Source organism: Pseudomonas sp. Van50, assembly GCF_055390755.1.
The window spans coordinates 3,793,552-3,814,602 of record NZ_AP024343.1 but is presented as its reverse complement, the minus strand read 5'-3'; the positions used below and the strand labels follow the sequence as shown (position 1 = coordinate 3,814,602).

At 63.9% G+C, this 21,051-nt stretch carries 16 protein-coding genes and 2 pseudogenes; 12 read left to right on the top strand and 6 right to left on the bottom strand.

Annotated features, from left to right (window positions below):
* The first annotated feature begins 142 nt into the window (after positions 1–142).
* The 8 genes and pseudogenes from ACZ5M5_RS16080 to ACZ5M5_RS16045 all read left to right on the top strand — a co-directional run bounded on the left by ACZ5M5_RS16080 (position 143) and on the right by ACZ5M5_RS16045 (position 6,449).
* Complete coding sequence (locus ACZ5M5_RS16080) at positions 143–1,267, top strand: NAD(P)/FAD-dependent oxidoreductase (protein WP_464737604.1); 1,125 nt, start codon at positions 143–145, stop codon at positions 1,265–1,267.
* Positions 1,257–1,586: a (2Fe-2S)-binding protein gene (locus ACZ5M5_RS16075; RefSeq protein ID WP_060742251.1), complete on the top strand. Its 330-nt coding sequence runs from the start codon at positions 1,257–1,259 to the stop codon at positions 1,584–1,586. The genes ACZ5M5_RS16080 and ACZ5M5_RS16075 overlap by 11 nt, the downstream gene beginning before the upstream one ends.
* Complete coding sequence (locus ACZ5M5_RS16070; protein WP_464737603.1) at positions 1,579–2,952, top strand: FAD/NAD(P)-dependent oxidoreductase; 1,374 nt, start codon at positions 1,579–1,581, stop codon at positions 2,950–2,952. Before ACZ5M5_RS16075 ends, ACZ5M5_RS16070 begins: the two co-directional genes overlap by 8 nt.
* Complete coding sequence (locus tag ACZ5M5_RS16065) at positions 2,949–3,299, top strand: RidA family protein (protein WP_060742253.1); 351 nt, start codon at positions 2,949–2,951, stop codon at positions 3,297–3,299. Before ACZ5M5_RS16070 ends, ACZ5M5_RS16065 begins: the two co-directional genes overlap by 4 nt.
* Positions 3,300–3,443: 144 nt before the next feature.
* Positions 3,444–4,226, top strand: coding sequence for an ABC transporter substrate-binding protein (locus ACZ5M5_RS16060; protein ID WP_060742254.1), 783 nt, complete (start codon positions 3,444–3,446; stop codon positions 4,224–4,226).
* A gap of 69 nt (positions 4,227–4,295) precedes the next feature.
* Positions 4,296–4,721 carry a GlcG/HbpS family heme-binding protein gene (locus tag ACZ5M5_RS16055; RefSeq protein WP_464737602.1) on the top strand — a complete coding sequence of 142 codons (426 nt, stop codon included), beginning with the start codon at positions 4,296–4,298 and terminating at the stop codon, positions 4,719–4,721.
* A 236-nt stretch (positions 4,722–4,957) separates the two neighbouring features.
* Entirely contained in the window at positions 4,958–5,794 is an 837-nt protein-coding gene (locus ACZ5M5_RS16050) for an AraC family transcriptional regulator (RefSeq protein WP_060742256.1), read from the top strand.
* A 53-nt stretch (positions 5,795–5,847) separates the two neighbouring features.
* Positions 5,848–6,449: pseudogene (locus ACZ5M5_RS16045) on the top strand (LysE family translocator).
* Between the two features lie 107 nt (positions 6,450–6,556).
* Here the strand turns inward: ACZ5M5_RS16045 and aldA are convergent.
* The 4 genes from aldA to ACZ5M5_RS16025 are packed head-to-tail and all read right to left on the bottom strand — an operon-like array spanning position 6,557 to position 11,310.
* Entirely contained in the window at positions 6,557–7,990 is a 1,434-nt protein-coding gene (gene aldA, locus ACZ5M5_RS16040) for an aldehyde dehydrogenase (protein ID WP_060742258.1), read from the bottom strand.
* Positions 7,991–8,001: 11 nt separating this feature from the next.
* Positions 8,002–8,802, bottom strand: coding sequence for an aldolase/citrate lyase family protein (locus tag ACZ5M5_RS16035; protein WP_464737601.1), 801 nt, complete (start codon positions 8,800–8,802; stop codon positions 8,002–8,004).
* An 11-nt stretch (positions 8,803–8,813) separates the two neighbouring features.
* Positions 8,814–9,998 carry an L-rhamnonate dehydratase gene (rhmD, locus tag ACZ5M5_RS16030; RefSeq protein WP_060742260.1) on the bottom strand — a complete coding sequence of 395 codons (1,185 nt, stop codon included), beginning with the start codon at positions 9,996–9,998 and terminating at the stop codon, positions 8,814–8,816.
* A 16-nt stretch (positions 9,999–10,014) separates the two neighbouring features.
* The gene (locus ACZ5M5_RS16025) at positions 10,015–11,310 is read right to left on the bottom strand and encodes an MFS transporter (RefSeq protein ID WP_060742261.1); all 1,296 of its coding nucleotides are present in this window, start codon (positions 11,308–11,310) and stop codon (positions 10,015–10,017) included.
* Positions 11,311–11,436: 126 nt separating this feature from the next.
* Between ACZ5M5_RS16025 and ACZ5M5_RS16020 the strand changes: the two are divergent.
* The 3 genes and pseudogenes from ACZ5M5_RS16020 to ACZ5M5_RS16010 all read left to right on the top strand — a co-directional run bounded on the left by ACZ5M5_RS16020 (position 11,437) and on the right by ACZ5M5_RS16010 (position 17,630).
* A pseudogene (locus tag ACZ5M5_RS16020) lies at positions 11,437–12,380 on the top strand (LysR family transcriptional regulator).
* A gap of 220 nt (positions 12,381–12,600) precedes the next feature.
* On the top strand, positions 12,601–15,987 hold the full coding sequence (locus ACZ5M5_RS16015; protein WP_464737600.1) for a dermonecrotic toxin domain-containing protein: 3,387 nt from the start codon (positions 12,601–12,603) through the stop codon (positions 15,985–15,987).
* On the top strand, positions 15,873–17,630 hold the full coding sequence (locus ACZ5M5_RS16010) for a leucine-rich repeat domain-containing protein (RefSeq protein WP_464737599.1): 1,758 nt from the start codon (positions 15,873–15,875) through the stop codon (positions 17,628–17,630). The genes ACZ5M5_RS16015 and ACZ5M5_RS16010 overlap by 115 nt, the downstream gene beginning before the upstream one ends.
* Here ACZ5M5_RS16010 and ACZ5M5_RS16005 read toward each other — a convergent pair.
* Positions 17,599–18,555: a class I SAM-dependent methyltransferase gene (locus ACZ5M5_RS16005; protein ID WP_060742264.1), complete on the bottom strand. Its 957-nt coding sequence runs from the start codon at positions 18,553–18,555 to the stop codon at positions 17,599–17,601. The two genes, ACZ5M5_RS16010 and ACZ5M5_RS16005, sit on opposite strands and share 32 nt — an antisense overlap.
* Positions 18,556–18,641: 86 nt before the next feature.
* Positions 18,642–19,325 carry a murein L,D-transpeptidase catalytic domain family protein gene (locus ACZ5M5_RS16000; RefSeq protein WP_060743207.1) on the bottom strand — a complete coding sequence of 228 codons (684 nt, stop codon included), beginning with the start codon at positions 19,323–19,325 and terminating at the stop codon, positions 18,642–18,644.
* Positions 19,326–19,487: 162 nt separating this feature from the next.
* Between ACZ5M5_RS16000 and ACZ5M5_RS15995 the strand changes: the two genes are divergently transcribed.
* Positions 19,488–21,050, top strand: coding sequence for a L,D-transpeptidase family protein (locus ACZ5M5_RS15995; RefSeq protein ID WP_464737598.1), 1,563 nt, complete (start codon positions 19,488–19,490; stop codon positions 21,048–21,050).
* The last annotated feature ends 1 nt before the right edge of the window (position 21,051 follow it).

Sequence of the window (21,051 nt, the reverse complement as noted above, 5' to 3'; positions counted from 1 at the left end):
ATAACAAAAAGACATGAGGTTGCCAAAATAAAGCATTTTTCAAGGCGTTGTCATCGCCCTAGGATCGACCGAAAGCACTTGAACCAGCCATAGGCCGGCACCTGATTGAATCATCGGCGCCGAAAACAGCGATCCTAAAGCCATGCTAAAAACTGATGTCATTGTCGTAGGGGGTGGCCTGGTGGGCATGTCCATCGCCTATGGACTGGCTTTGCTCGGGCGCCAGGTGAGCGTGCTCGACGAGGGCGATGACGCTATTCGCGCCGCCCGGGGCAACTTTGGTTTGCTCTGGGTCCAAGGCAAGGGCTACCGCATGACTCCGTATGCCCAGTGGACGCGGGAATCGGTGGCGCTCTGGCCTCGGTTTGCCGCGGCGTTGCAAGCCGATACCGGCATCGACATTCATCTGCGCCAACGGGGTGGCTTCCAGTTGTGCCTGAGCGACGCGGAAATGGCCGAAGAAAGCCGTCGGCTGGATTGGCTGCGCGATGCCTTTGCCGGCGACTACCCCTTTGAACAGCTGGACGCCGCGCAACTGCGCGCGCGCTTACCCGGCATTGGGCCGGATGTGGTGGGCGGCTGTTTTTCACCCATGGACGGTCACGTCAACCCGCTCAAGCTGCTGCGCTCGCTTTTTGCCGCCTGCCAGTCTCGCGGGGTCAGGCTCATCAACGGCCATCGTGTCGATGCGATCGACGCGATTGCCAAGGGTTTCGAGCTGCGGGCTGGAGCGCAGCGCTGGTCTGCCCGCCAGGTCGTGCTGGCCGCCGGCCTCGGCAATCGGGCGCTGGGGGCCATGGTGGGGTTGGATGTACCGGTGCAGCCGAATCGTGGCCAGATCCTGGTCACCGAACGGCTCGAGCCATTTCTGCATTACCCCACCACCTATGTCCGCCAGACCGACGAGGGCACGCTGCAGCTGGGTGATTCTCACGAGTCGACGGGCTTGGATGACGGCACCGGCAGCCAGGTCATGGCCGCCATTGCCCGGCGCGCGGTGCAGTGCTTCCCGCGCTTGGGCCAGGTACGACTGGTGCGGGCCTGGGGGGCGCTGCGAGTGATGAGTTCCGATGGCTTTCCAATCTACGGAACACCGCCAAGCTGCCCGGGGCTGTCGGTTGTCAGCTGCCACAGCGGCGTGACGCTGGCCGCTGTCCATGCCTTGCGCCTGGCGCCGTGGATCGCCGGCGAATTCGATGATTCGGCGGTGAAGCCATTCGGGCTGCAACGTTTCAACTTGCCAACAGAGGCGCGCCATGTCGGCTGACAGTCTGTTCCGGCCATTGGCCTCGGAAGATCACACTGTGCAAATCGAATTCGAAGGCACGCCCTTCACGGTACCCGCCGAGGTATCCCTGGCGGCGGCGCTGCTGGGTTGCGGCATCCGACACACCCGCGAGAGCGCCATCAACGGCCGCCCCGGCGCGCCTTATTGCATGATGGGGGTGTGCTTCGAATGCCTGGTGGAGGTGAACGGACAAGCCAATACCCAGGCCTGCCTGGTGCCGGTGCGTGCCGGCATGCGCGTGCGTCGTCAACGCGGGGCCGTTTGCCTGGCACCGTGGGAGGAGGAGGGCGATGAGTAACGCGGTCATCGACCTGATCATCATCGGCGCTGGCCCGGCGGGAATGAGTGCTGCGCTCGAAGCCAGGCGCCACGGCCTGTCGGTGGTCGTGCTGGATGAGCAGGCCAGTCCAGGCGGGCAGATTTATCGCCAGGTGCTCCAGGCTGACGCACGTCGCCGCGCCGTATTGGGTGACGACTACGGGGCCGGGGCGACATTGGCCACCGACTTTCTCCAATGCGGTGCTCGCTATTTGCCCAATGCGGCGATCTGGCAGGTGACGCCGCAGTGCCAGGTGCATTACCTGGTCGAGGGGCGCGCCGAAGTCTTGCAAGGGCGCCACCTGTTGATTGCCACGGGGGCTTTCGAACGGCCGATGCCGATTCCCGGCTGGACCTTGCCGGGCGTCATGACCGCTGGCGCCGGGCAGATCCTGCTCAAAGGCGCGGCCATGGTGCCGGCCACGCCCGTGGTACTGGCCGGGTGTGGTCCATTGCTTTACCTGCTGGCGGTGCAATACCTGCGTGCCGGCATCGTCCTTGAAGCCCTGGTGGATACCAGCCACCGAAGCGATCTGCTGCGGGCCTGGCGACACATCCCCGCTGCGCTGCGCGGTTGGCGCGACCTGCTCAAAGGGCTGGGGCTGCTGACGGAACTCAAGCGGGCCGGCGTCCGGCATTTTCGCGGCGCGAGCAACCTGCAGATTGAAGGCGCGGATCGGGCCTGCGCCTTGAGCTTCGACAGCCAAGGCCGTTCGCAGCGCATTCGCGCCGATTTGATCCTGCTGCATCAAGGCGTGGTGCCGAACACCCAGGTCAGTTGGTCGTTGCGCCTGGAGCATGATTGGAGCGAGCAGCAGCTGTGCTGGGTGACCCGCCGCGACCAATGGGGTGAAAGCAGCATGCCGGGCATTTTCATCGCCGGTGACGGTGGCGCCATCGGCGGAGCCCAGGTGGCTCAACTGGAAGGACGCCTGGCCGCGTTGGCCATTGCCGGCCAGCAGGCGCAGGCGCGGCCCCTGCAATACGCACTACGCCGCGCCCGCGCCGCACGGCCACTGCTCGACGCCCTGTATCGCCCCCAGGTCGGCAATCGTATCCCCGCCGACGACGTCACCGTGTGCCGCTGCGAAGAAGTCAGCGCCGGGGACATCCGCCGTTACGTCGACCTGGGTTGCCTGGGGCCCAACCAGGCCAAGGCCTTCGGCCGTTGCGGCATGGGCCCGTGCCAGGGACGCCAGTGTGGTCTGAGCGTCACCGAAATCATCGCCGAACGCCGTCACGTCTCACCCACCGAGGTGGGCTATTACCGCATCCGTTCGCCCCTCAAACCCATCACGCTCGCCCAATTGGCGGGCGAGCGTCTCTCTGTCGAGGAACCCTCATGAGTATTCAACGCATCGAAAGCAACCCACGCCTGAGCCGCAGCGTCGTGCACAACGGCGTGGCCTGGCTCAGCGGTGTCGTCGCCGCCGATTGCAGCCAGGACATCCAGGGCCAGACCCGCCAGGTGTTGCAGCGGGTCGATGAACTGCTGGCCGCGTCCGGCAGTGACAAGCACAGGCTGCTCAGTGTGCAGATCTGGATGAAAGACATGGTCCGGGATTTCGCGGCGATGAACGCGTTGTGGAGTGACTGGGTCGATGCCGCACACACCCCGGCGCGGGCCACCGCCCAAGTGGCCTTCGACGATCCCGAGATTTTGCTGGAGTTGATTGTCACGGCGGCGGTCTGAGGCCGCCGGCCGGATCACCGTGGTGCTGTCACCGGGTAGGCAACCGCCAGAGTCGCCGCCCGGGCTTGTTCACATTGCTGCTGCCATAACGGGTGACTTCTGTGGAGCGCCCGAACTCAATAACATCGCACCTGGAGCAAATGAATGAACGTTAAACGCATTGCCCTGAACCTGGGTTTCATCTCGCTGCTGGCGTTCGGCGCGAGCCTGCAAGCCGCCGAATCATCGCTGCGTATCGGCATCGAGGCGGCTTACCCGCCATTCGCCTCGAAAACCCCGGACAACGCCATCGTCGGCTTCGACTATGACATCGGCCAGGCATTGTGCGCCGAGATGAAGGTCCGCTGTGTCTGGCAGGAGCAAGAGTTCGATGGCTTGATCCCGGCGCTGAAGGTGAAGAAGGTCGATGCGGTGATTTCCTCCATGTCCATCACCCCGGAGCGCTTGAAGTCGGTGGACTTCACCGACCGCTACTACCGGATCCCGGCGCGCCTGGTGTTTCGCAAGGGCAGTGCTATCAGCGACATCCCGGCACAACTCAAGGGCAAGCGGATCGGCGTGCAGCGGGCGACCAACTTCGATCGCTATGTCACCGATCACTTTGCCCCGGCGGGTGCCGAAGTAGTGCGCTATGGTTCGCAGAATGAAATTTTCCTCGACCTGCTGGGCGGACGCCTGGATGCGACCATGGCCAGTTCGGTGGTGATCGATGAAAGTCTGCTCAAGCGTCCCGAGGGCAAGGATTTTGAGTTTGTCGGGCCCAATTTCACCGAAGAACAATACTTCGGCACGGGTATCGGCATTGCGGTACGCAAGAACGATGCGCTGGCGGGCCGCTTCAATCAGGCACTGGCGACCATTCGCGCCAACGGCACCTACGACAGGATTCGCCAGAAGTACTTCGATTTCGATATCTACGGTGAATGACGTTCGAGGCTGTTTTTTGGCCCGCAGGTCTAGCCTGCGGGCTTCCTGTGACACAGCACGGAGTGATCCATGAAAAGCAAAGCGGTACTCACTGAACAGGATGTCGCGCAGTTGCTGGTGGCGGCCAAGGAACTGGCGCACCAGCGCCAATGGGCCGTTTCGGTCTGCGTGGTGGACGACGGTGGTCATCCCCTCGGGTTGTTGCGCCTGGATGATGCCTCGCCGTTATCGGCCTACATCGCGACGGAAAAAGCCCGCACCGCCGCCATGGGCCGGCGCGACAGCAAGGTTTTCGAAGACATGATCAATGGTGGTCGCTACGCGTTTCTCAGCGCTCCGCACCTGCAGGGTATGCTTGAAGGTGGGGTGACCATTCGTCATGAAGGGCAGTGCATCGGCGCTATCGGGGTGTCCGGGGTCAAGGCCGAGCAAGATGCCGAATTGGCCCGACTGGCGGTGGAAGCGGTATTGCCGATGATCACTCCGGATGCCTGAGACGGCCATAAACCGTGGGAAGGAAGATGTGCAGGGGAATGGGATCTTGTGAGCACCACAAGAAACGGTGGGAGCGAGCTTGCTCGCGATGGCGGTAGGTCAGTCGCCCGGTGTATCTACAGACTGCGCGCCTTCGCGAGCAAGCCTGCTCCCCACAGGGTTTGCACAAATCTTCCAGACACACCCCTCATCAGCGGTTAATCTGCCAAGAGCACATTCGTTAAACGGGGCAGGGCATGACAGCGCGCAACTGGATCGATCTCAAGCAGGACGCCACGTCCGGTATCGAGACCGTGCGCGCGCATTTCGAGGGGCATGCCTATGACCCTCATTGGCATGACAGCTACCTGGTGGGCGTGACCGAGCAGGGTGTGCAGCAGTTTCATTGCCGCCGCCAGCAGCACAACAGCACGCCGGGCAAGGTGTTCCTGCTCGAGCCCGGCGAGTTGCATGACGGCAACGCGCCCCACGACCACGGGTTTACCTACCGCACGTTGTACCTGGAGCCCCAATGGCTGGAGCGCGAGTTGCGCTCCTTGTTCGACGGGGCGCCGGACAACGCCCAATTGGGATTCGCCGCCACCCTCACCGACGATGCGCGGCTGGCGAGTGCCACGGCCCTGGCCTTCCAGAGCCTGCATGAGCAGGAAATCCGCATCGTGCGCCAGACGGCCCTCGATACCTTGTTGGCCAACCTGACCCAACACCTGCACTGGCGCGCGCGGATCAACCCCGACCCACGCTTGCCATTGGTGGCGCAACAGGCCCGGGATTATCTGCACAGTCACCTGAGCGACGACATCGGTCTGGACGATCTGGCGCAGGTTACCGGTGTGGATCGTTTTCGCCTGAGCCGTGCATTCAAGGCGGCTTTCGGCCTGGCCCCACATGCCTATCTGATCCAATTGCGCCTGGCCCGCGCCCGGCGCTTGCTGGCCGCTGGCGAGAGCGCCGGGGCGGTGGCGGCCATGCTCGGTTTTGCCGACCAGAGCCACTTGGGCCGCTGGTTCCAGCGTGCCTATCGCCTGAGCCCGGCGGACTACCGCAAGCGCTGCTCAATTGTTCCAGACTGAGCGGGCCTTCGTGGGGATGATCGAGTGACGATCATTCACCGAGACGTTGCTCCATGGACCAGTTACTGCCGTTTGCCTTGTTCGCCTTTGTCGCCTCCATCACCCCGGGCCCGACCAATATCCTGGTGCTGAGCCATAGCTCGCGCTTTGGCCTGGCCACCACCTTGCCGATCATCCTGGGGCCTGCGCCGCGGCGGCTTTGCTGGTGTTGCTGGTGGGCACTGGATTGGGCGACGTGCTGGCGCGCCACGCCAGGGTGCAGACCCTGCTGTCATGGGCCGGCATTGCCTGGTTGAGCTGGATGGCCTGGCAGATTTTCCGCGCCCCGGCCCAGGCCATCGATCCGGAGCGTCCGGTTGAGGGCCCGCGACTGGGCCTGGCGGGGGCCGCCGGGTTGCAATTGGTGAACCCCAAGACCTGGATGATGGCGCTGGCGGTGGTCAGTGTGTTTGCCGGCGCCGAGGCCGACCGGACGGTCCGGGTCCTTTGGTTGTCCCTGGCCTTTTTCGCGATTTCCATTCCGTGCATGACCCTGTGGGCCTATCTGGGCCTCGGCGCTGCCCGGTTCTGCCGTTCCGCTGTGGCGATGGGCCGGTTCAATCGGACCATGGCGGTGTTGTTATTGGCATCGGCGTGGTTGACCTTGGTGGTCTGAGAGATAGGAGGACTGGGAAGAGTCGTTGTGGCGAGGGGGCTTGCTCCCGCTGGGTGCGAAGCGCCCCCAGACAGGCAGCGCTTCGCCAAGCCTCGGTCTATCGCAAGTCAGCTTTGCAAGTACACCGCATGGGTATGGGTGTACTCATACAAACCATGCTTGCCATCGGCCCCACCAATCCCGGATTTACGCACGCCGGCATGGAACCCCTGCATGGCTTCGAAGTTTTCGCGGTTGACGTAGGTCTCGCCAAAGTCGAGGCCACGAATGGCGTGCATGGCCCGGCTCAGGTCCCGGGTGTAGATCGAAGAAGTCAGGCCGTAGTCGCAGTCGTTGGCCAGGGCGATGGCCTCGTCCAGGTCGTCAATGATCTGGATCGGCAGTACCGGACCGAAGATTTCCTCGCGCATGATGTCCATTGATGCGTTGCAACCGGCCAGTACCGTGGGTTGGAAGTGAAAGCCGCTGGAGCGATCCGCCACGCTGCCGCCGCTCACCAGGCTGGCGCCTTGGCTGAGGGCGGTTCGAACCTTGTGTTCAACGCTGTCCAGGCCCTGGCGGTTGATCAGCGGGCCCATCTCCACATCGGCTTCGGCGATCGGGTCGCCGTAGCGGGTGGCAGACATCGCCGCGCTGATCCGCTCGATGAATTGATCGGCGACCTTGCGTTCCACGTAGACGCGTTCGGCACAGTTGCAGACTTGCCCGGTGTTGATGATCCGTGAATCGCGAATGGCTTTCACCGCCAGCGCCAGATCGGCATCCGCCAGCACAATGGCCGGGGCCTTGCCGCCCAGTTCCAGATTGAGCTTGGTAATGTTCGGCGCCGCCGCCGTCATGATCCGTGAGCCGGTGGCGACGCTGCCGGTGAAGCTGATCATGTCCACGCCTTTGTGACCGCTCAGGGCAGCGCCCACCTGGCCGTCGCCGCATACGACATTGAACACGCCGGGTGGCAGGTCGGTCGCGGCGACCAACCGGGCGAATTCGAAGCAGTTGTTCGGGGTTTCTTCGCTGGGCTTGATGACGATGGTGTTGCCGGTCAACAGCGCCGGGGCCATCTTGCGAGCGATCAGGAAAAACGGAAAATTCCACGGCAGGATCCCGGCCACCACGCCCAGGGGCTTGCGGAACAGGAAGATGTTTTCACCGGGGCGGTCGCTGGTGATGATCTCGCCTTCGATGCGCCGGGCCCATTCGGCCATATAGTCGAGATAGTCGGCGGTGAAATGGACCTCCACCTCGGCCAGGGCACTGATCTTGCCTTGCTCCAGGGTAATGGTGTGCGCCAGGTGGGCGACGTTTTCCCGCAGTTTGGCAGCGATGCGGCGCAGGTATCCGGCGCGTTCGATGGCCGGTTTGGCCGACCAGTCTTTCTGCGCGGCACGGGCGGTAGCCAGGGCCTGATCGACGTCGGCGGCGTTGGAAGCCGGGACCCGGGACAGCAGCGCCCCGGTAGCCGGGTTGAACACGTCCAGGTGTGCCTCGCTGTGGGTGAACTGGCCGTTGATGAAGTTCTGGAACACAGGAACGGATGACATGGCGGTGTCCTTCAGTAAGTGCGCGACGGCGCTTGAGCGGTGGCGGGTTCGCGGTAGAGGGCAAGGGTGGCAAGGGCACTCTGGCGCAGCAGGCTGATGTCGATGGCCACGGCGATGAACTGGCAACCCCAGCCCTGATAACGGCGGGCGTCTTCTGCGTTGGGTGCGAGGATGCCGCAAGCCTTGCCGGCCGCGAGGGTGGCATTGACCGCGAACTGGATACGTTCCTGGACTTCGGGGTGACCAGGATTGCCCGCATGGCCAAGTCCGATGGACAGGTCGGCGGGGCCGATGAACACCGCGTCCACCCCTTCGACGGCGGCGATGGCCTCGACGTTCTCCACACCGGTGCGCGACTCCACCTGGACGATCAGGCACAGCTCTTCATGGGCCGTGGTGAGGTAGTTGGCGACGCCATCCCAGCGGGTGGCGCGGGTCAGGCCTCCGCCGACACCACGCATGCCGTGGGGCGGATAACGCATGGCGCGCACCAGGGCCTGGGCTTGTTCAGCGGTCTCGACCATGGGAATCATCAGGGTCTGGGCGCCGACGTCCAACAGCTGCTTGATGAGGTTGGCATCGCCGGTCACCGCTCGCACCACTGGCGCGGTGGCATAGGGCGCTACGGCCTGGAGCTGGCTGAGCACGCTGGGCACGGTGTTGGGGGCGTGTTCGCCGTCGATCAGCATCCAGTCGTAACCGGTGCCAGCGACGATTTCGGCGGCGTAACCGCTGGCGAAACCGGCCCAGATGCCGTACTGCGTATGCTTGGAGGTCAGCGCGGCCTTGAAGGCGTTGTGGGGCATGGTCATGGTGGACTCCTCTAGCGGTTATAAGGCCTATGCAGTTGGCACTCAGGGTTCAGCGTCACGCCGAAGCCGGGCTGATCGAGGACCGACAGCCGCATGCGGCCTTGCACCGGTACCGGCTCGCCCAGCAATTGCGGGTGGAACATCGGCACCACTTCGTCCGCCTTGGGCGCCATCATCAGGAACTCGGCGAACGGGCTGTTATGCCGGGTGGCGACGAAGTGGTAGCTATAGACCGAAGAGCCGTGGGGGATCACCAGCGCGTTGTGGGCGTCGGCCAAAGCCGAGATTTTCACCAGTTCGGTGAGCCCGCCACACCAGCCGACGTCGGGCTGGATAATGTCGCAGCAGCCCATTTCCAGGAGCATGCGGAAGCCCCAGCGGGTGGCCTCGTGCTCGCCGGTGGTCACCAGCATGCCCTTGGGGACGTTTTTGCGCAGCGCCGCGTAGCCCCAGTAGTCGTCGGGCGGCAGGGCCTCTTCGATCCATTTCAAGCCGTGCTCATGGGCGCCGACCGCGAGTTTGGTGGCGTAGTTGAGGTCCAGGCTCATCCAGCAATCGAGCATCAGCCAAAAGTCCGGACCGACCCGTTCGCGCATCGTCGCCAGTGCCTCGAGATTCTTGCGCAGGCCTTCTTCGCCTTCGGCCGGGCCGTGATGCAAAGGCATCTTGCCGCCGATGAAGCCCATTTTCTGCGCCAGGTCAGGCCGTGCACCGGTGGCGTAGAACTGCAACTCATCGCGCACCGCGCCGCCGAGCAGTTGATGCACCGGTTCCTGGCGGATCTTGCCGAGCAAGTCCCAGAGCGCCAGGTCCACGCCGGAAATCGTGTTGATCACCAGGCCCTTTCGGCCGTAATAGAGTGTCGATTGGTACATCTGGTCCCAGATCTTTTCGATGTCGGTGACCCGGGCTCCCTCGACGAATCGCGCTAGGTGCTTCTCAACGATGTAAGCCGCCGGCTCGCCGCCGGTGGTCACGGCAAACCCGACCGTGCCATCGTTGGCCTCGATCTCTACCACCAGGGTGCCGAGTACGTTGATGCCGAAGCTGCGGCGACTCTGGCGGTAGTCCGGGTATTTGCTCATCGGTGTGGCGATGTGATCGTCGATCCAGTGGCCGTCCGCCTGGTCGTGATAATCCGCGCCGCCGCCTCGCAGGACGAAGGCGCGGACGTGTTTGATCGTGGGGATACCCATTGTGCAGCTCCTTGAGTTAAACCGTGGCCGGTGTGTTCGAAGCGCGTTGGCCGGGGGAGTGGATGCCCAGTACCAGCAACGCGGCGATGACGGTGGTGGCAGCGAGCAGGTAAAGGCCGGCCGCAGGAGAGTGGAAGGCGCCTTCGGCCCAATTCTTCAGCACCGGGGCAATGAAGCCGCCGAGGGCACCGAAGGAGTTGATCAGCGCAATGCCTGCCGCAGCGGCACTGCCAGCCAGGTAACTGGAGGGGAAGGTCCAGAATACCGGCTGTACGGCGATGAAGCCGGAAGCGGCGAAGCACAGGGCGATGATGCCCAGAAGTGGGCTGGACACACTGACCGAGCAGGCGATCCCGGCGGCGGCCATCAATAGGGTCAACGTAGCCGTGCGGCGACGCTGGCCAGTGCGGTCGCTGTAACCGGGAATCAGGTAGGCCGCGCACAGCGCACAAACCCACGGAATAGCCGTGACCAGACCCACCAACAAGCCAACCTTGCTGCCCAGCAACCCGGCCACTTGGCTCGGCAGGTAAAACACTACGCCGTAGACGCTGGCCTGGATCAGCAGGTAGATCAGGCACAGGTAGAGCACCGAAGGCTGGCACAACACGCTGAGCAGGCTGCGGCCATGGGATTGTTTGTGTTGGTCCTCGGCATCAAGCAGTTCCTGGACCTGGCGGCGCTCTTCGAGCGTCAGCCATTTCGCATCGGCGGGGCGGTTGTCCAGGTACCAGTAGGCCCACACGCCCACCGCCGACGCCATCAGGCCTTCCACGGCGAACAGCCATTGCCAGCCGTGAACACCGACGAAACCGTCCAGCTCCAACAACAGTCCCGACAGCGGGCTGCCGAAAATGAACGCCAGCGGCGCACCGAAATAGAAGAAGCCCATGGCCTTGCCCCGGGCCGCCGAGGGGAACCAATAGGTGAGGTAGAGGATCACGCCGGGGAAGAATCCGGCTTCGGCCACGCCCAGCAGGAAGCGCAGCACGTAGAAACTGGTTTCGTTGTGGGCGAAGACCATGGCCGCCGACACCAGGCCCCAGGTGACCATGATCCGGCACATCCACAACCGCGCGCCGACGCGGTGCAGGATCAGGTTGCTGGGCACTTCCAGCAGTGCGTAACCGGCGAAGAACACGCCCGCACCAAACGCGAATGCGGCGTCGCCGATACCGGTGTCGGCCTGGAAGGCCTGTTTGGCGAAGCCAACGTTGGCCCGGTCGAGAAAAGCCATGATGTACATCAGCAACAGGAAGGGCAGCAGGCGCCAGGAAATCTTGGCCAGCACAGACACAGGAAGAGTCTTCATCGCGGGAGTCCTTTAGCAGGTATTTGTTCTTATGGGCTGGACTGTACGGCGGGCGATTGATGCGTTACAAATCGAATCTCGCTAACAATCGATACCCTCAAGGTATCGGTAATCAGAGGCCAATCCATGACCCATCCCGTGCTGTCACGCAGCCTGTTCAACCGTCTGCGCTACAAACATTTGCACATGCTGGTGGCCTTGAGCGCCAGTCAGAACCTGCACCGGGCTTCCCAGAGCCTGAACATGTCGCAACCGGCAGCGACCCGGATGCTGCACGAGATCGAGGACATGTTCGGTTGCGACCTGTTCGAGCGCATGCCCCGGGGCATGCGCCCGACCGCCCTGGGCCAGGAGCTGATTCGCTTCGCCGAATTGGCCCTCAGCGGTCTGGACCGCTGCGCCGAAGACCTGCTGGCCCGTCAGCAGGGCGGTTATGGCTACCTGTCCATCGGCACCATCATGGGGGCAGCGCCGGACCTGGTCATGGACTCCATCGCCCGGATCAAGGCGCTCAATCCGCAGCTGCGGATCCGCATCATGGGGGACACCAGCGACCAGGTGATCCAGTTGCTGGAGCAGGGCCGCATCGACCTGGCCATCGCCCGGCGCAACGCCTCCACCGACAGCGAGCACTATGACTTCGAGCAACTGGGCAATGAACGACTGCTGGTGGTGGTCCACGCCGGCCATCCCCTGGCCCGGCGCAAAAAACTGGACCTGGCCGAACTGGTCAGCGACTGGCCGTGGATCCTGCAGCCGGAAACCAGCCCGGCGCGCATCGGCCTCGATCAAGCGTTGCAACGTCTTGCGCTGCCGACGCCCGCAGACATCATCGAATGTAGCTCGGTGTATTCCATGCAACAGCTGATTCAACTGACCGACGCGATCATGGTGCTCTCGGAAACCGCCTTGCGCGATTACCTGAAGATGGGCCTTGTGGTGGCGCTCCCGGTGGCGCTGGACGTGCAATTGGCGCCGTTTGGCTTGTTGCGGCGCAAGGGGAGCCGGTGAGCCGGGAGCTGGGGTTGTTCATTGATCTGCTGCGCACGCAGGCCGCGGCGGGAAGGTAGCGCCTGAGCGCTTGCTGCGCTGACGCCCGCAACCCCTTGCAACGGTTGCGCGGTTTCAAAAACCGATCGGTTTGGAGAGCATCGGCCACGTCAACGCACTCAATCGCCCCCAAGGATGGAGGTCCACCATGTCTACCCTCGATACCCATGTCGAGTTTATCCAGGCCAGGCTGCCCGCCTGGCTGAAACGAGCCCCACGGCCCAGCAGGAGCGCTTCAGGGTGCTCACCCGGCAACTGCAACACGACAGCGATGCACTCAACGCATTGCTCAAGGACCTGCCCACGCCCTATGCCTTTACCCTCGACCTGCTCAAGGAGCAGCCGCAGGTGCAAGGCTGGAGCCAGGTCAATGGCCGCGGCGATGTCGCGGATGCGCTACGTCGGGCAAGGGTCCGGCGCAGTTCGTTCGTCACGGACCCCGCGCTATCGGTCGTCGAGGCGGCCATGCGCAACTATCCTCCCGACGATGCAGTCACCGGCAGCGCGTTCGATCGAAAAGGCGAACTTTTCATCAAGGGCAAGCCCGGGGAGTTCTATCGTTGGGGCGCCCCAGCGGATACCGCGCCGCTGCCCATGACCCCGGCCAGCTTCGCTCGCCTGTGCCGCAGCGTGGATGTGGGCGGGGCCTACCGGCGCTCGCTCGAGTGGCGGCTGCCGCGTATCGGCCATCAGGTGCCCATCGTCGCCACGGCCTACATGGCCTATGCACGCAGCCAGCTCGCCTATGACGCCTACGAGGCGAAGCTGGATGGACGTCTGGACAACACCGGTGAGCGCTTGCTGGCCCACGTCGGCGTGCAGTTGGAAGATCGGCCCGTGGCGCCGCTGGCCTGCGAGGTCAAGGCGCTGGCGTTGCTGTCGGCGCCGTTGTTCGGCGTTCGGGTGTACTGGGGACTGGAAGGAGATGCCAATGGTGTTCGCCCGATCGTGCTGCACATGCCCCATGATGCAGTGGCACCGCTCAAGCAGTTTCCCAGCTTGCAGGCACTGTCGGCCGAGCTGACTGAGCGGGTCCGCAAACGCAGTTACCGCCAGACCCTGTTGCGTTATCTGCCGCTGCGTCTACAGGCCAGCCTGGGATCGGCCCTGCACGATCAGGTGGAGTGGAAGGTCACGGACAACCTCAACCTCTTCCAGGAAATCCATGCCCGCATCACCGGTTGGCGCGAGGGTGAGCGAGGCGAGGACGACAACCCTCGACGCATTCGGATCCCCACGCCCAAGGTGGCCTGGGGCCTGGATGACCTGCGCGAGGATCCCTGGCACTCCACCTACCATGAATGGCGCGGTCATACCTTGGCCAACGCCTCGGCGTTGATGGTCCCGACCCGGGACCAGGACTGGCGGGCGCTGCTGGCCCGCCTCGAATACTGGGAAGGCCTGGTCGAGCGTTCGCTGATGGTCGCCGCGACCTTTTTCCCGTTCTGCGCGCCGGTGGGCATGGTTGCCGCCGCGGTGGGCGGGGTGCGCCTGGTGTATGAAATATTCGAAGGGATCCAGGCGTTCAATGAAGGTCACGCGCAAGAAGGTATCGAGCATATCTTCAACGCCTTGTTCGGGGTTGCCCAGGGCGCTTACCTGGGTTTCATTGGCGCAGCCATCGAGCCCATGCCCGTCGCTGACGGCACCACCCGCCTGTGGAATGGCGACGTGCGCGCCTTCGAAGCACAGCGCTTGCCTCCGGTGGAGGCCGAGCAGGACGCCTGGGGTGTCTGGCGCACCGCTGACGAGGCCTGGGTGCGGATCGAGGATCGTTACTTCGAGGTCCAAGGCACGCGGGACAAGGTGAATCTGCGCCTGCCTCCCGGGCATAGGGGCGTTGCACCGCCGCTGGAATGGAACCGCACGCGAGGCTGGCAGTGGGCGCATCGCAACCCCTTGCAGCGAAGTGGCCTGGAGCTGTTGCGAACCTTCGCCGAGACGCCCGCCGAACTTGACGACTCTACGATCCTGGCCTTGCAACGCCAGGTCGGTATCAGCGAAGCGCATCTGCGCTACCTGCAAGTGGAGGCGCGGCCAATGCCGGCCATACTGGCCGATGCCCTGGACGAGGTGCGGAACTGGCAATGGGTGCGGCGCACCATCGAACGCCTGCGCCGTGGCGAAGCACCGCAAGGGATGCATTTTCGCATCGTCCAGACCCTCGTGGAGTTGCCGGGCTGGCCGGAAGACATGACCTTGCGCTACCACGATGGCGTCAATCTCTACCCGGTAGGCGATACGGCCGACACCCGTTCCATCCTCCTGACCAAAACCGACCTGGCCCACGACGCCTGGGCCGCTCGCATCCTGGAAGGCCTGAGCAGCGATGAGCAAACCGTACTGTTGGGGCAAAGCAGTATCGGTTTGCAACCCTTGGAGCAAAGTCGCCTGTTGGCCAGCCGTTGGGCCACCCGCCTGGAGCGTGACGCCAGGCGGGTGACGATGGCCATGGGCAGGTCCACCCGACTCGATCCACTGGCAGTTCCCTTGGTCCAGGCATTCCCCAGCCTGCCTGAATCCATCGCCAACGAGCTCGTTCGCGACGTGACAGGCAAAGACCGGCTGCGCTTGCTCGAGGGGCGGGTGGCTGGGGACCTCGGCAGGCGGGCGGCCGAAGCGTTGCGCGAGCTGCGCTTGAGCCGTGCGCTGCGCGCCCTGGAACGTGGCGAAAGCAGCGTCGATCGGGATCGCATCGTCATGGGCCTGCTGGCGGATATGCCCAGGCTCCGCGGTCGCCTGCACCTGCGCCTGTGGTTGCGCGAGCTGGCGGATCCGGTCGAGTTGGGGGACGCCGGGCCGCTGAAAGTCATCCGCCAGGAAGGTGAACTGTACCGCCCCTTCGACGAAACCGGCGAAGAACTGGCGAACGCCGTCGCCCTGGAGGCTGCGCTGCTAAGTGCCATGCCGGATGAGGCTCGCAGCGCCCTGGGCCTGAACATCTGGGAGGCGGACCGGCTGCGCAGCCAACTGCTGGCACAGGCCCTGGAAGACCGGCAAGCCCTGCGTCCGTACTTGGCGATGCGTCGCCTGGGCAGCCTCGGGTCTCGTCCGCAATGGCTGAACGGACACTTGGTTTACCCGCTCAGCGGCCGTGGCCGGCTGCCGTTGCAGGAGTGGCAAGGCAGCACGCGTCAGCGTCTGGAGCGGCTCTATCCCGCCCACGCGGGCAATGCACTGGAACGGCTGCAGCTTGGCCTGACTGAACAGGCCGGACTCGAGGGCATCAGCCTCAACGATGTGATCACCCGCCTGGAGCACGAATGGACCACCCTGGACCAGGGGCTGCGCCAATGGGTCGACCAGGAAGGCTTTCATCACCCCGCCGAACAGATACTGGACCGTGAGGCACTGGTCGCGCAGCGCCAGGTCATCGCGAGGGAAATTCGCCGGGCCTGGCAGCGCGCGCCTGACCCGGGCCGGGAGGGCGCAGAGTTGGTATTGCGGATAGAAAACATCAACGTCGGCCGGCTGCCCCCGTCAATGTTCGTTTCGAGCACATCGAATCAGTGGTGCTGGCCAACCTGGAGCTGGTCGAGGATCCTTCAGATTTCCTGCGCATGTTCCCCGGCATCGAATCGCTTAGCCTGCGGGGCAATCACCTCACCGCCGTCCCCGTTGCGGTAACTGAGTTGCGGGCGCTGGTGGATCTGTCGTTGGCCCGCAACCCGTTGCACCTGAACGCGGAGGTGTTTGCGCCGCTGCTGGGCGACGATCCCACGATCCCGTTATGGACCCTGGACCTGTCCGGGATCAGCAGCGGCGCGGCTTCGGGAACCAACGCCGAGGTGCTTGCCGCCATTGGCAGCCTGGCTTCGCTACCGTCCCTGCGTGAAGTCATATGGGCCGACAACCTGGATTTCACGCCCGAGCAGTTGCAGGCCCTGACGGCCACATTGCCCGACCTGCGAGCGCTGAACCTGGCGCGCTGTGGCTTGCGGCTGGACGAGGAGGGCAGCACCTTCCTGCGCAGTGCCACCGCTTTGCAGGAACTGTGCCTGAGTGGAAACAACTGCCGGGACCTGCCGGAGCTCCCCGAGCTTGCAAACCTGATGACGCTGGAACTGGGCAGGACCGGGCTGGATCGGGTGCCCGCGTTGGCCTTGGCGGTGCTGGCCAGGCATTCCGATGTGTTCATCTCCGATACGTTCGTCGTCGATCTCAGCGGCAACCGTATCACCACTATCCAGGATGACCTGCTCCCTGCGCTCAACCGTTTGCCGAGCCTTGACACACTTGGGGTCTGGCTTGACGACAATCCCTTGCCCAGCGCCCAGATCAATGCCCTGCGCAATGTGTTTCCCGAGGCGTTTCGCTACACCGTCGACGAGTGGCTCTACATTTCTGCCTCGCTCCAAAGGGCACTGGAGGTCGCCCGTGACGATCCCGGGATGCGGGGGTTCATCGATTGGTTTTCTGGTCGCGTCCGCGAAGCCGACGAGGATTCCCCCGCCGGACTGGCGTTTGGCGTTCGCCAGAGGGCCGGGGCGGTTCTACAGCACTTTATCGGCTATGGAAACGTCTATGGCCGCCTGCCTACCTTGATTGGCGATTTCGATGTGCAACTTCGCCAACTGCGCACGCGCTTGCAAATCCGCAGCCAGGACAGGCAGCAGCCAGACATCGGCGAGCTGGAGCTGCACTTCACGATGTTCGAGTCGGTGATGCGTGCACGACTGGCTCGGGACGGGGCGCCGTTTTCGAGTTTCCTGGCGGAACATCTCTCCCATTGGGACTTCGCGCTGATGGACCGCTTTATCGATCCGGTGCAACGCCAGGCGCAAATGAGCCGGGAGGCGTTCATCGATTGGCTCAGCGACGCCCAGGATACGTTCAATAGCAACGATCAAACCCCACGTACCGGCGAGATGACCTGGCGACCTTACCTGGGGTTGATGTCCCGCGACTGGCCCGAAGGACTGGCGATCTGGGAAACCGTCGATGACGACTTGGTGAATGCCTTCAGCGAGCCCATCGATCCGTCCCGCTGGCCCCAGGTCATGCTGGATAATCTGGTTTCGCCGGACCCCGGATTACCCAGCCCCTTGGAGCCGGTCACCGAAGGCGAGCGGATTGTCTGGCGTCGCACGGGGCTCGAAGCCGTCGCCGATGTGGATTGGAGGGGCGGCCAGCCGGTGACGCTCAACGAGGATCAGTTGCGCCGCACCATGGCCATCTACCGTTCAGTCAAGAGCCGGGAGGTCGAGGCCTTGGTGCGCCGGGTGACCAGGAGCCTGGTTACCGCCTGGTGGCCGGTGCTGCCGCTGTGAAGACCAGCGCCTTCAGGCCACATTGCACGTCGGCATCGGGAAACTCCGGTGGGTTGGCCAGGCGCTGCTCGAACGTCAGGCCGGGGGCTTCGCGGGTGACGCCGTCGATGAGGAAGTCCGGGCCGGTGGCTGGGTCATTGCTGCAGGCCAGGACCGTGCCGTCGGCCGTCAGCAGTTCCGGCAGGCGGCGCAGGACCCGCTGGTAGTCCTTGGTCAGCAGGAAGCTGCCTTTCTGGAAAGTCGGCGGATCGATGATCACCAGGTCATAGGGTCCGCCGTTGATCACTTTGCCCCAGGATTTGAACAGGTCATGGCCGAGGAAACTCACCTGGCCAAGGTCATGGCCGTTCAGGCGATGGTTGTCACGGCCTCGACTCAGGGCCGCCCGCGACATGTCCAGGTTGACCACGTGCCGCGCACCGCCGGCGATGGCCGCCACCGAGAAGCCGCAGGTATAGGCGAACAGGTTCAGCACGCGCTTGCCGGCGGCATTGGTTCGGACCCAGTCACGGCCGTAGCGCATGTCGAGGAACAGGCCGTTGTTCTGTTTCTTGCCCAAGTCGATCCGATAGCGCAGGCCACCTTCGGTCAGGGTCCATTCGTCGATGGGGTCGCCCACCAGCCATTGGGTGAGGCTCTGGGGCAGGTAGCGGTGTTGCACGGCGAGGGTACGGGCGCCGCTGTTTTTCCAGGCGGGCGCGGCGGCAAGGGCGAGCAGCATGGACATCAAGTCATCCAACTGCGTCGGTTCCGGTTCCTTGAACAACGATACCAGCACAATCCCTTGCAGCCAGTCGACGGTGATCTGCTCCAACCCCGGCCAGCAGCGGCCGCGACCATGGAACAAACGGCGGGTTTCTTCCGGCGGGGACGCCAGGGCTGTCAGCAAATGGGTCTGCAGGTCATGTAGAACTTGAGGGGTCATCAGGCAAGGCCAGCGATTCGAAAGGCCGGCATTTTAACCTGTGGCGAGACAGCTTGCTCCCGCTCAGTTACGCAGCGACGGCCTGTTCAGCCACCGCTGGTAGCCAGAATGCTCGCCACCTGTTGCGGCTGGCAGTTGAGATAGGCCGAACGCTTGAGCCAGCCCGGGTCCGGGTACCAGGAAAACATGAATTGGCCGCCCTTGAGCTTGTCGATCACCTGCCGCGCCACTTGCGGGCGCACGGCCGGGCAACCCTGACTGCGGCCGATACGTCCCTGGCGCACGCTCCACAGCGGATTCACGTAGTCGGCGGCATGGATCACGATGGCCCGGTCACGGGCCTGGTCATTGAAGCCCGGCTCCAGGCCGTCCATGCGCAGTGAATAGCCGTGGGTGCCCTGGTAGCTTTCCTGGGTGCGGAACAGGCCCAGGCTCGACTGATAGCTGCCCAGGCGATTGGAGAATTGCGTGGCGAAATTTTCCCCGGATTTCTGCCCATGGGCCACCAGGTCGCGCAGCACCAGCTTCTTCTGGCGCAAGTCGAAGATCCACAAGCGCCGGGCCGTGGACGGTTGCGAGTAGTCGATCACCGCCAGGTGACGGGCCTGGCCAGCGCCATTGGCGACCGCGCATTGCATGGCGCTCAAGGCACTTTTGAGCGCCAGGGGATTGAGTTCCGGCGCTGCCTGGGCGAGGCTGTGGTAAAGCGTTTGCGACTTTGCCTTTTTTTCGGCCAGCGCCGGGCTGCAAATGATGCCCAGGCCCAGCATGAGCAGGCAGAATCGGCGCAAAAAGCCCGATACAGGCGAAGGGGTTCCAACGTGGTGTTCGTTCGCGGCATCCCGTCCGATTTCGTTTGTCTGCATGATGGCGGGTCGTACCTGTCGCAAAATTCACCGTCAACGAGACGGCCATGGATTGGAGTAAAGCAGTTGTTCAAAAAGTCCGCATGTTACCTGAGCCTTTTATTGCTCACTGCGCCATTGGTCGCCACAGCCGAAGACAGCGATCCGGCACTGGTGCAGACCACCCTGGCGCAATTGGCGGCCGCGTGCCCGGACGTCGCGGTGGGTGCCGACTTTCCGACACTGCTCGACTTGCAGGCGTTCTATCAGCAAAACGCAGGCCAGGAAGTCTGGTCGGACGACGAACGACGGGGGGCGTTGCAGGTCCAGTTGCAACAACTGGCCGATGACGGTCTGGATCCCGCGCGCTATGGCTTGCCGGGCGAGGGGGTAACCCAAGTCCCTCATTGTGCCGACATCGCCATCAGCCGGCGCTACCTGCAAGCCTTGCATGACCTGCGTTTCGGCTACCTGCCTCAAGACCGGCTGGAACCGGTGTGGAAGGCCAACCCACCGCCACAGGACCACCCGGCCGTGGTACTGGCCATCGCCGGGCTGGGTCTGCAGAACCTGGCCGACGCTTTTGAACAGGCGCGGCCGAACCTGGACCTCTACCGCAACCTGCGCGGCCTCTATGCCCGGCTGCGGCAACAGCCTTTGGCCGAATGGCAAGCTGTGCCGGGCGGGCCGTTGCTGCAACCGGACAAACAGGACGCCCGCGTACCCGCCCTGGCCCAACGACTGTTCAACGAGGGTTACCTGAGTACGCCGCCGCAGGTGAGCGACGAGCACTACAGCCCCATGCTGGTGGAGGCGATGAAGAGCTTCCAGGCCCAGCATTCGTTGCAGGCCGATGGCGTGGTGGGGCCGTGGACCGTTACCGAGCTGAACATCAGCCCGGCCATGCGCCGCGAGCAGTTGCGCATCAACCTGGAGCGCATGCGCTGGCTGGCCCAGGACGTGGAGACCGATAGCGTCCTGGTCAACGTGGCGGCGGCGCAGTTGACGGTCTACCAGGGCGGCGCGCCGGTCTGGCAAACCCGCACCCAGGTGGGCCGTGCGCAACGGCAGACGCCGTTGCTCAAATCCCACGTCACCCGACTGACACTCAACCCGACCTGGACCATTCCGCCGACCATCATGCGCGAAGACAAACTGCCCGAGATCCGTCGCGATCCGGAGTTTCTCAGCCGCCACAACCTGCGGATCCTCGATGGCGATGGCCTGCCGTTGCTGGCGGAAAATATCGACTGGGAGCACCCGGGCAATCTCATGTTGCGCCAGGATCCAGGTCCGAAGAACCCGTTGGGCAAAATGGCGATCCGTTTTCCCAATCCGTTTTCGGTGTACCTGCATGACACACCGAGCCAGGCGTTGTTCAGCAAAGGCCCGCGGGCCTTCAGTTCAGGCTGCGTGCGGATCGAGCAAGTGATGCACTTGCGCGACCTGCTGGTAAGCCCGGCCGAACGCGCGCGCACCGACACGTTGCTGGCCAGTGAGTCGACCCACGAGTTCAGGCTGGCCCGGCCCGTGCCGATCCTGCTGGGCTACTGGACAGCACAAGCGGACAGCCAGGGCCAGGCGGTGTATGTCCCGGATATCTACGGGCGTGACGTGACACTGTCTGCCGCCCGTGGTCGTGCGCTCTGAC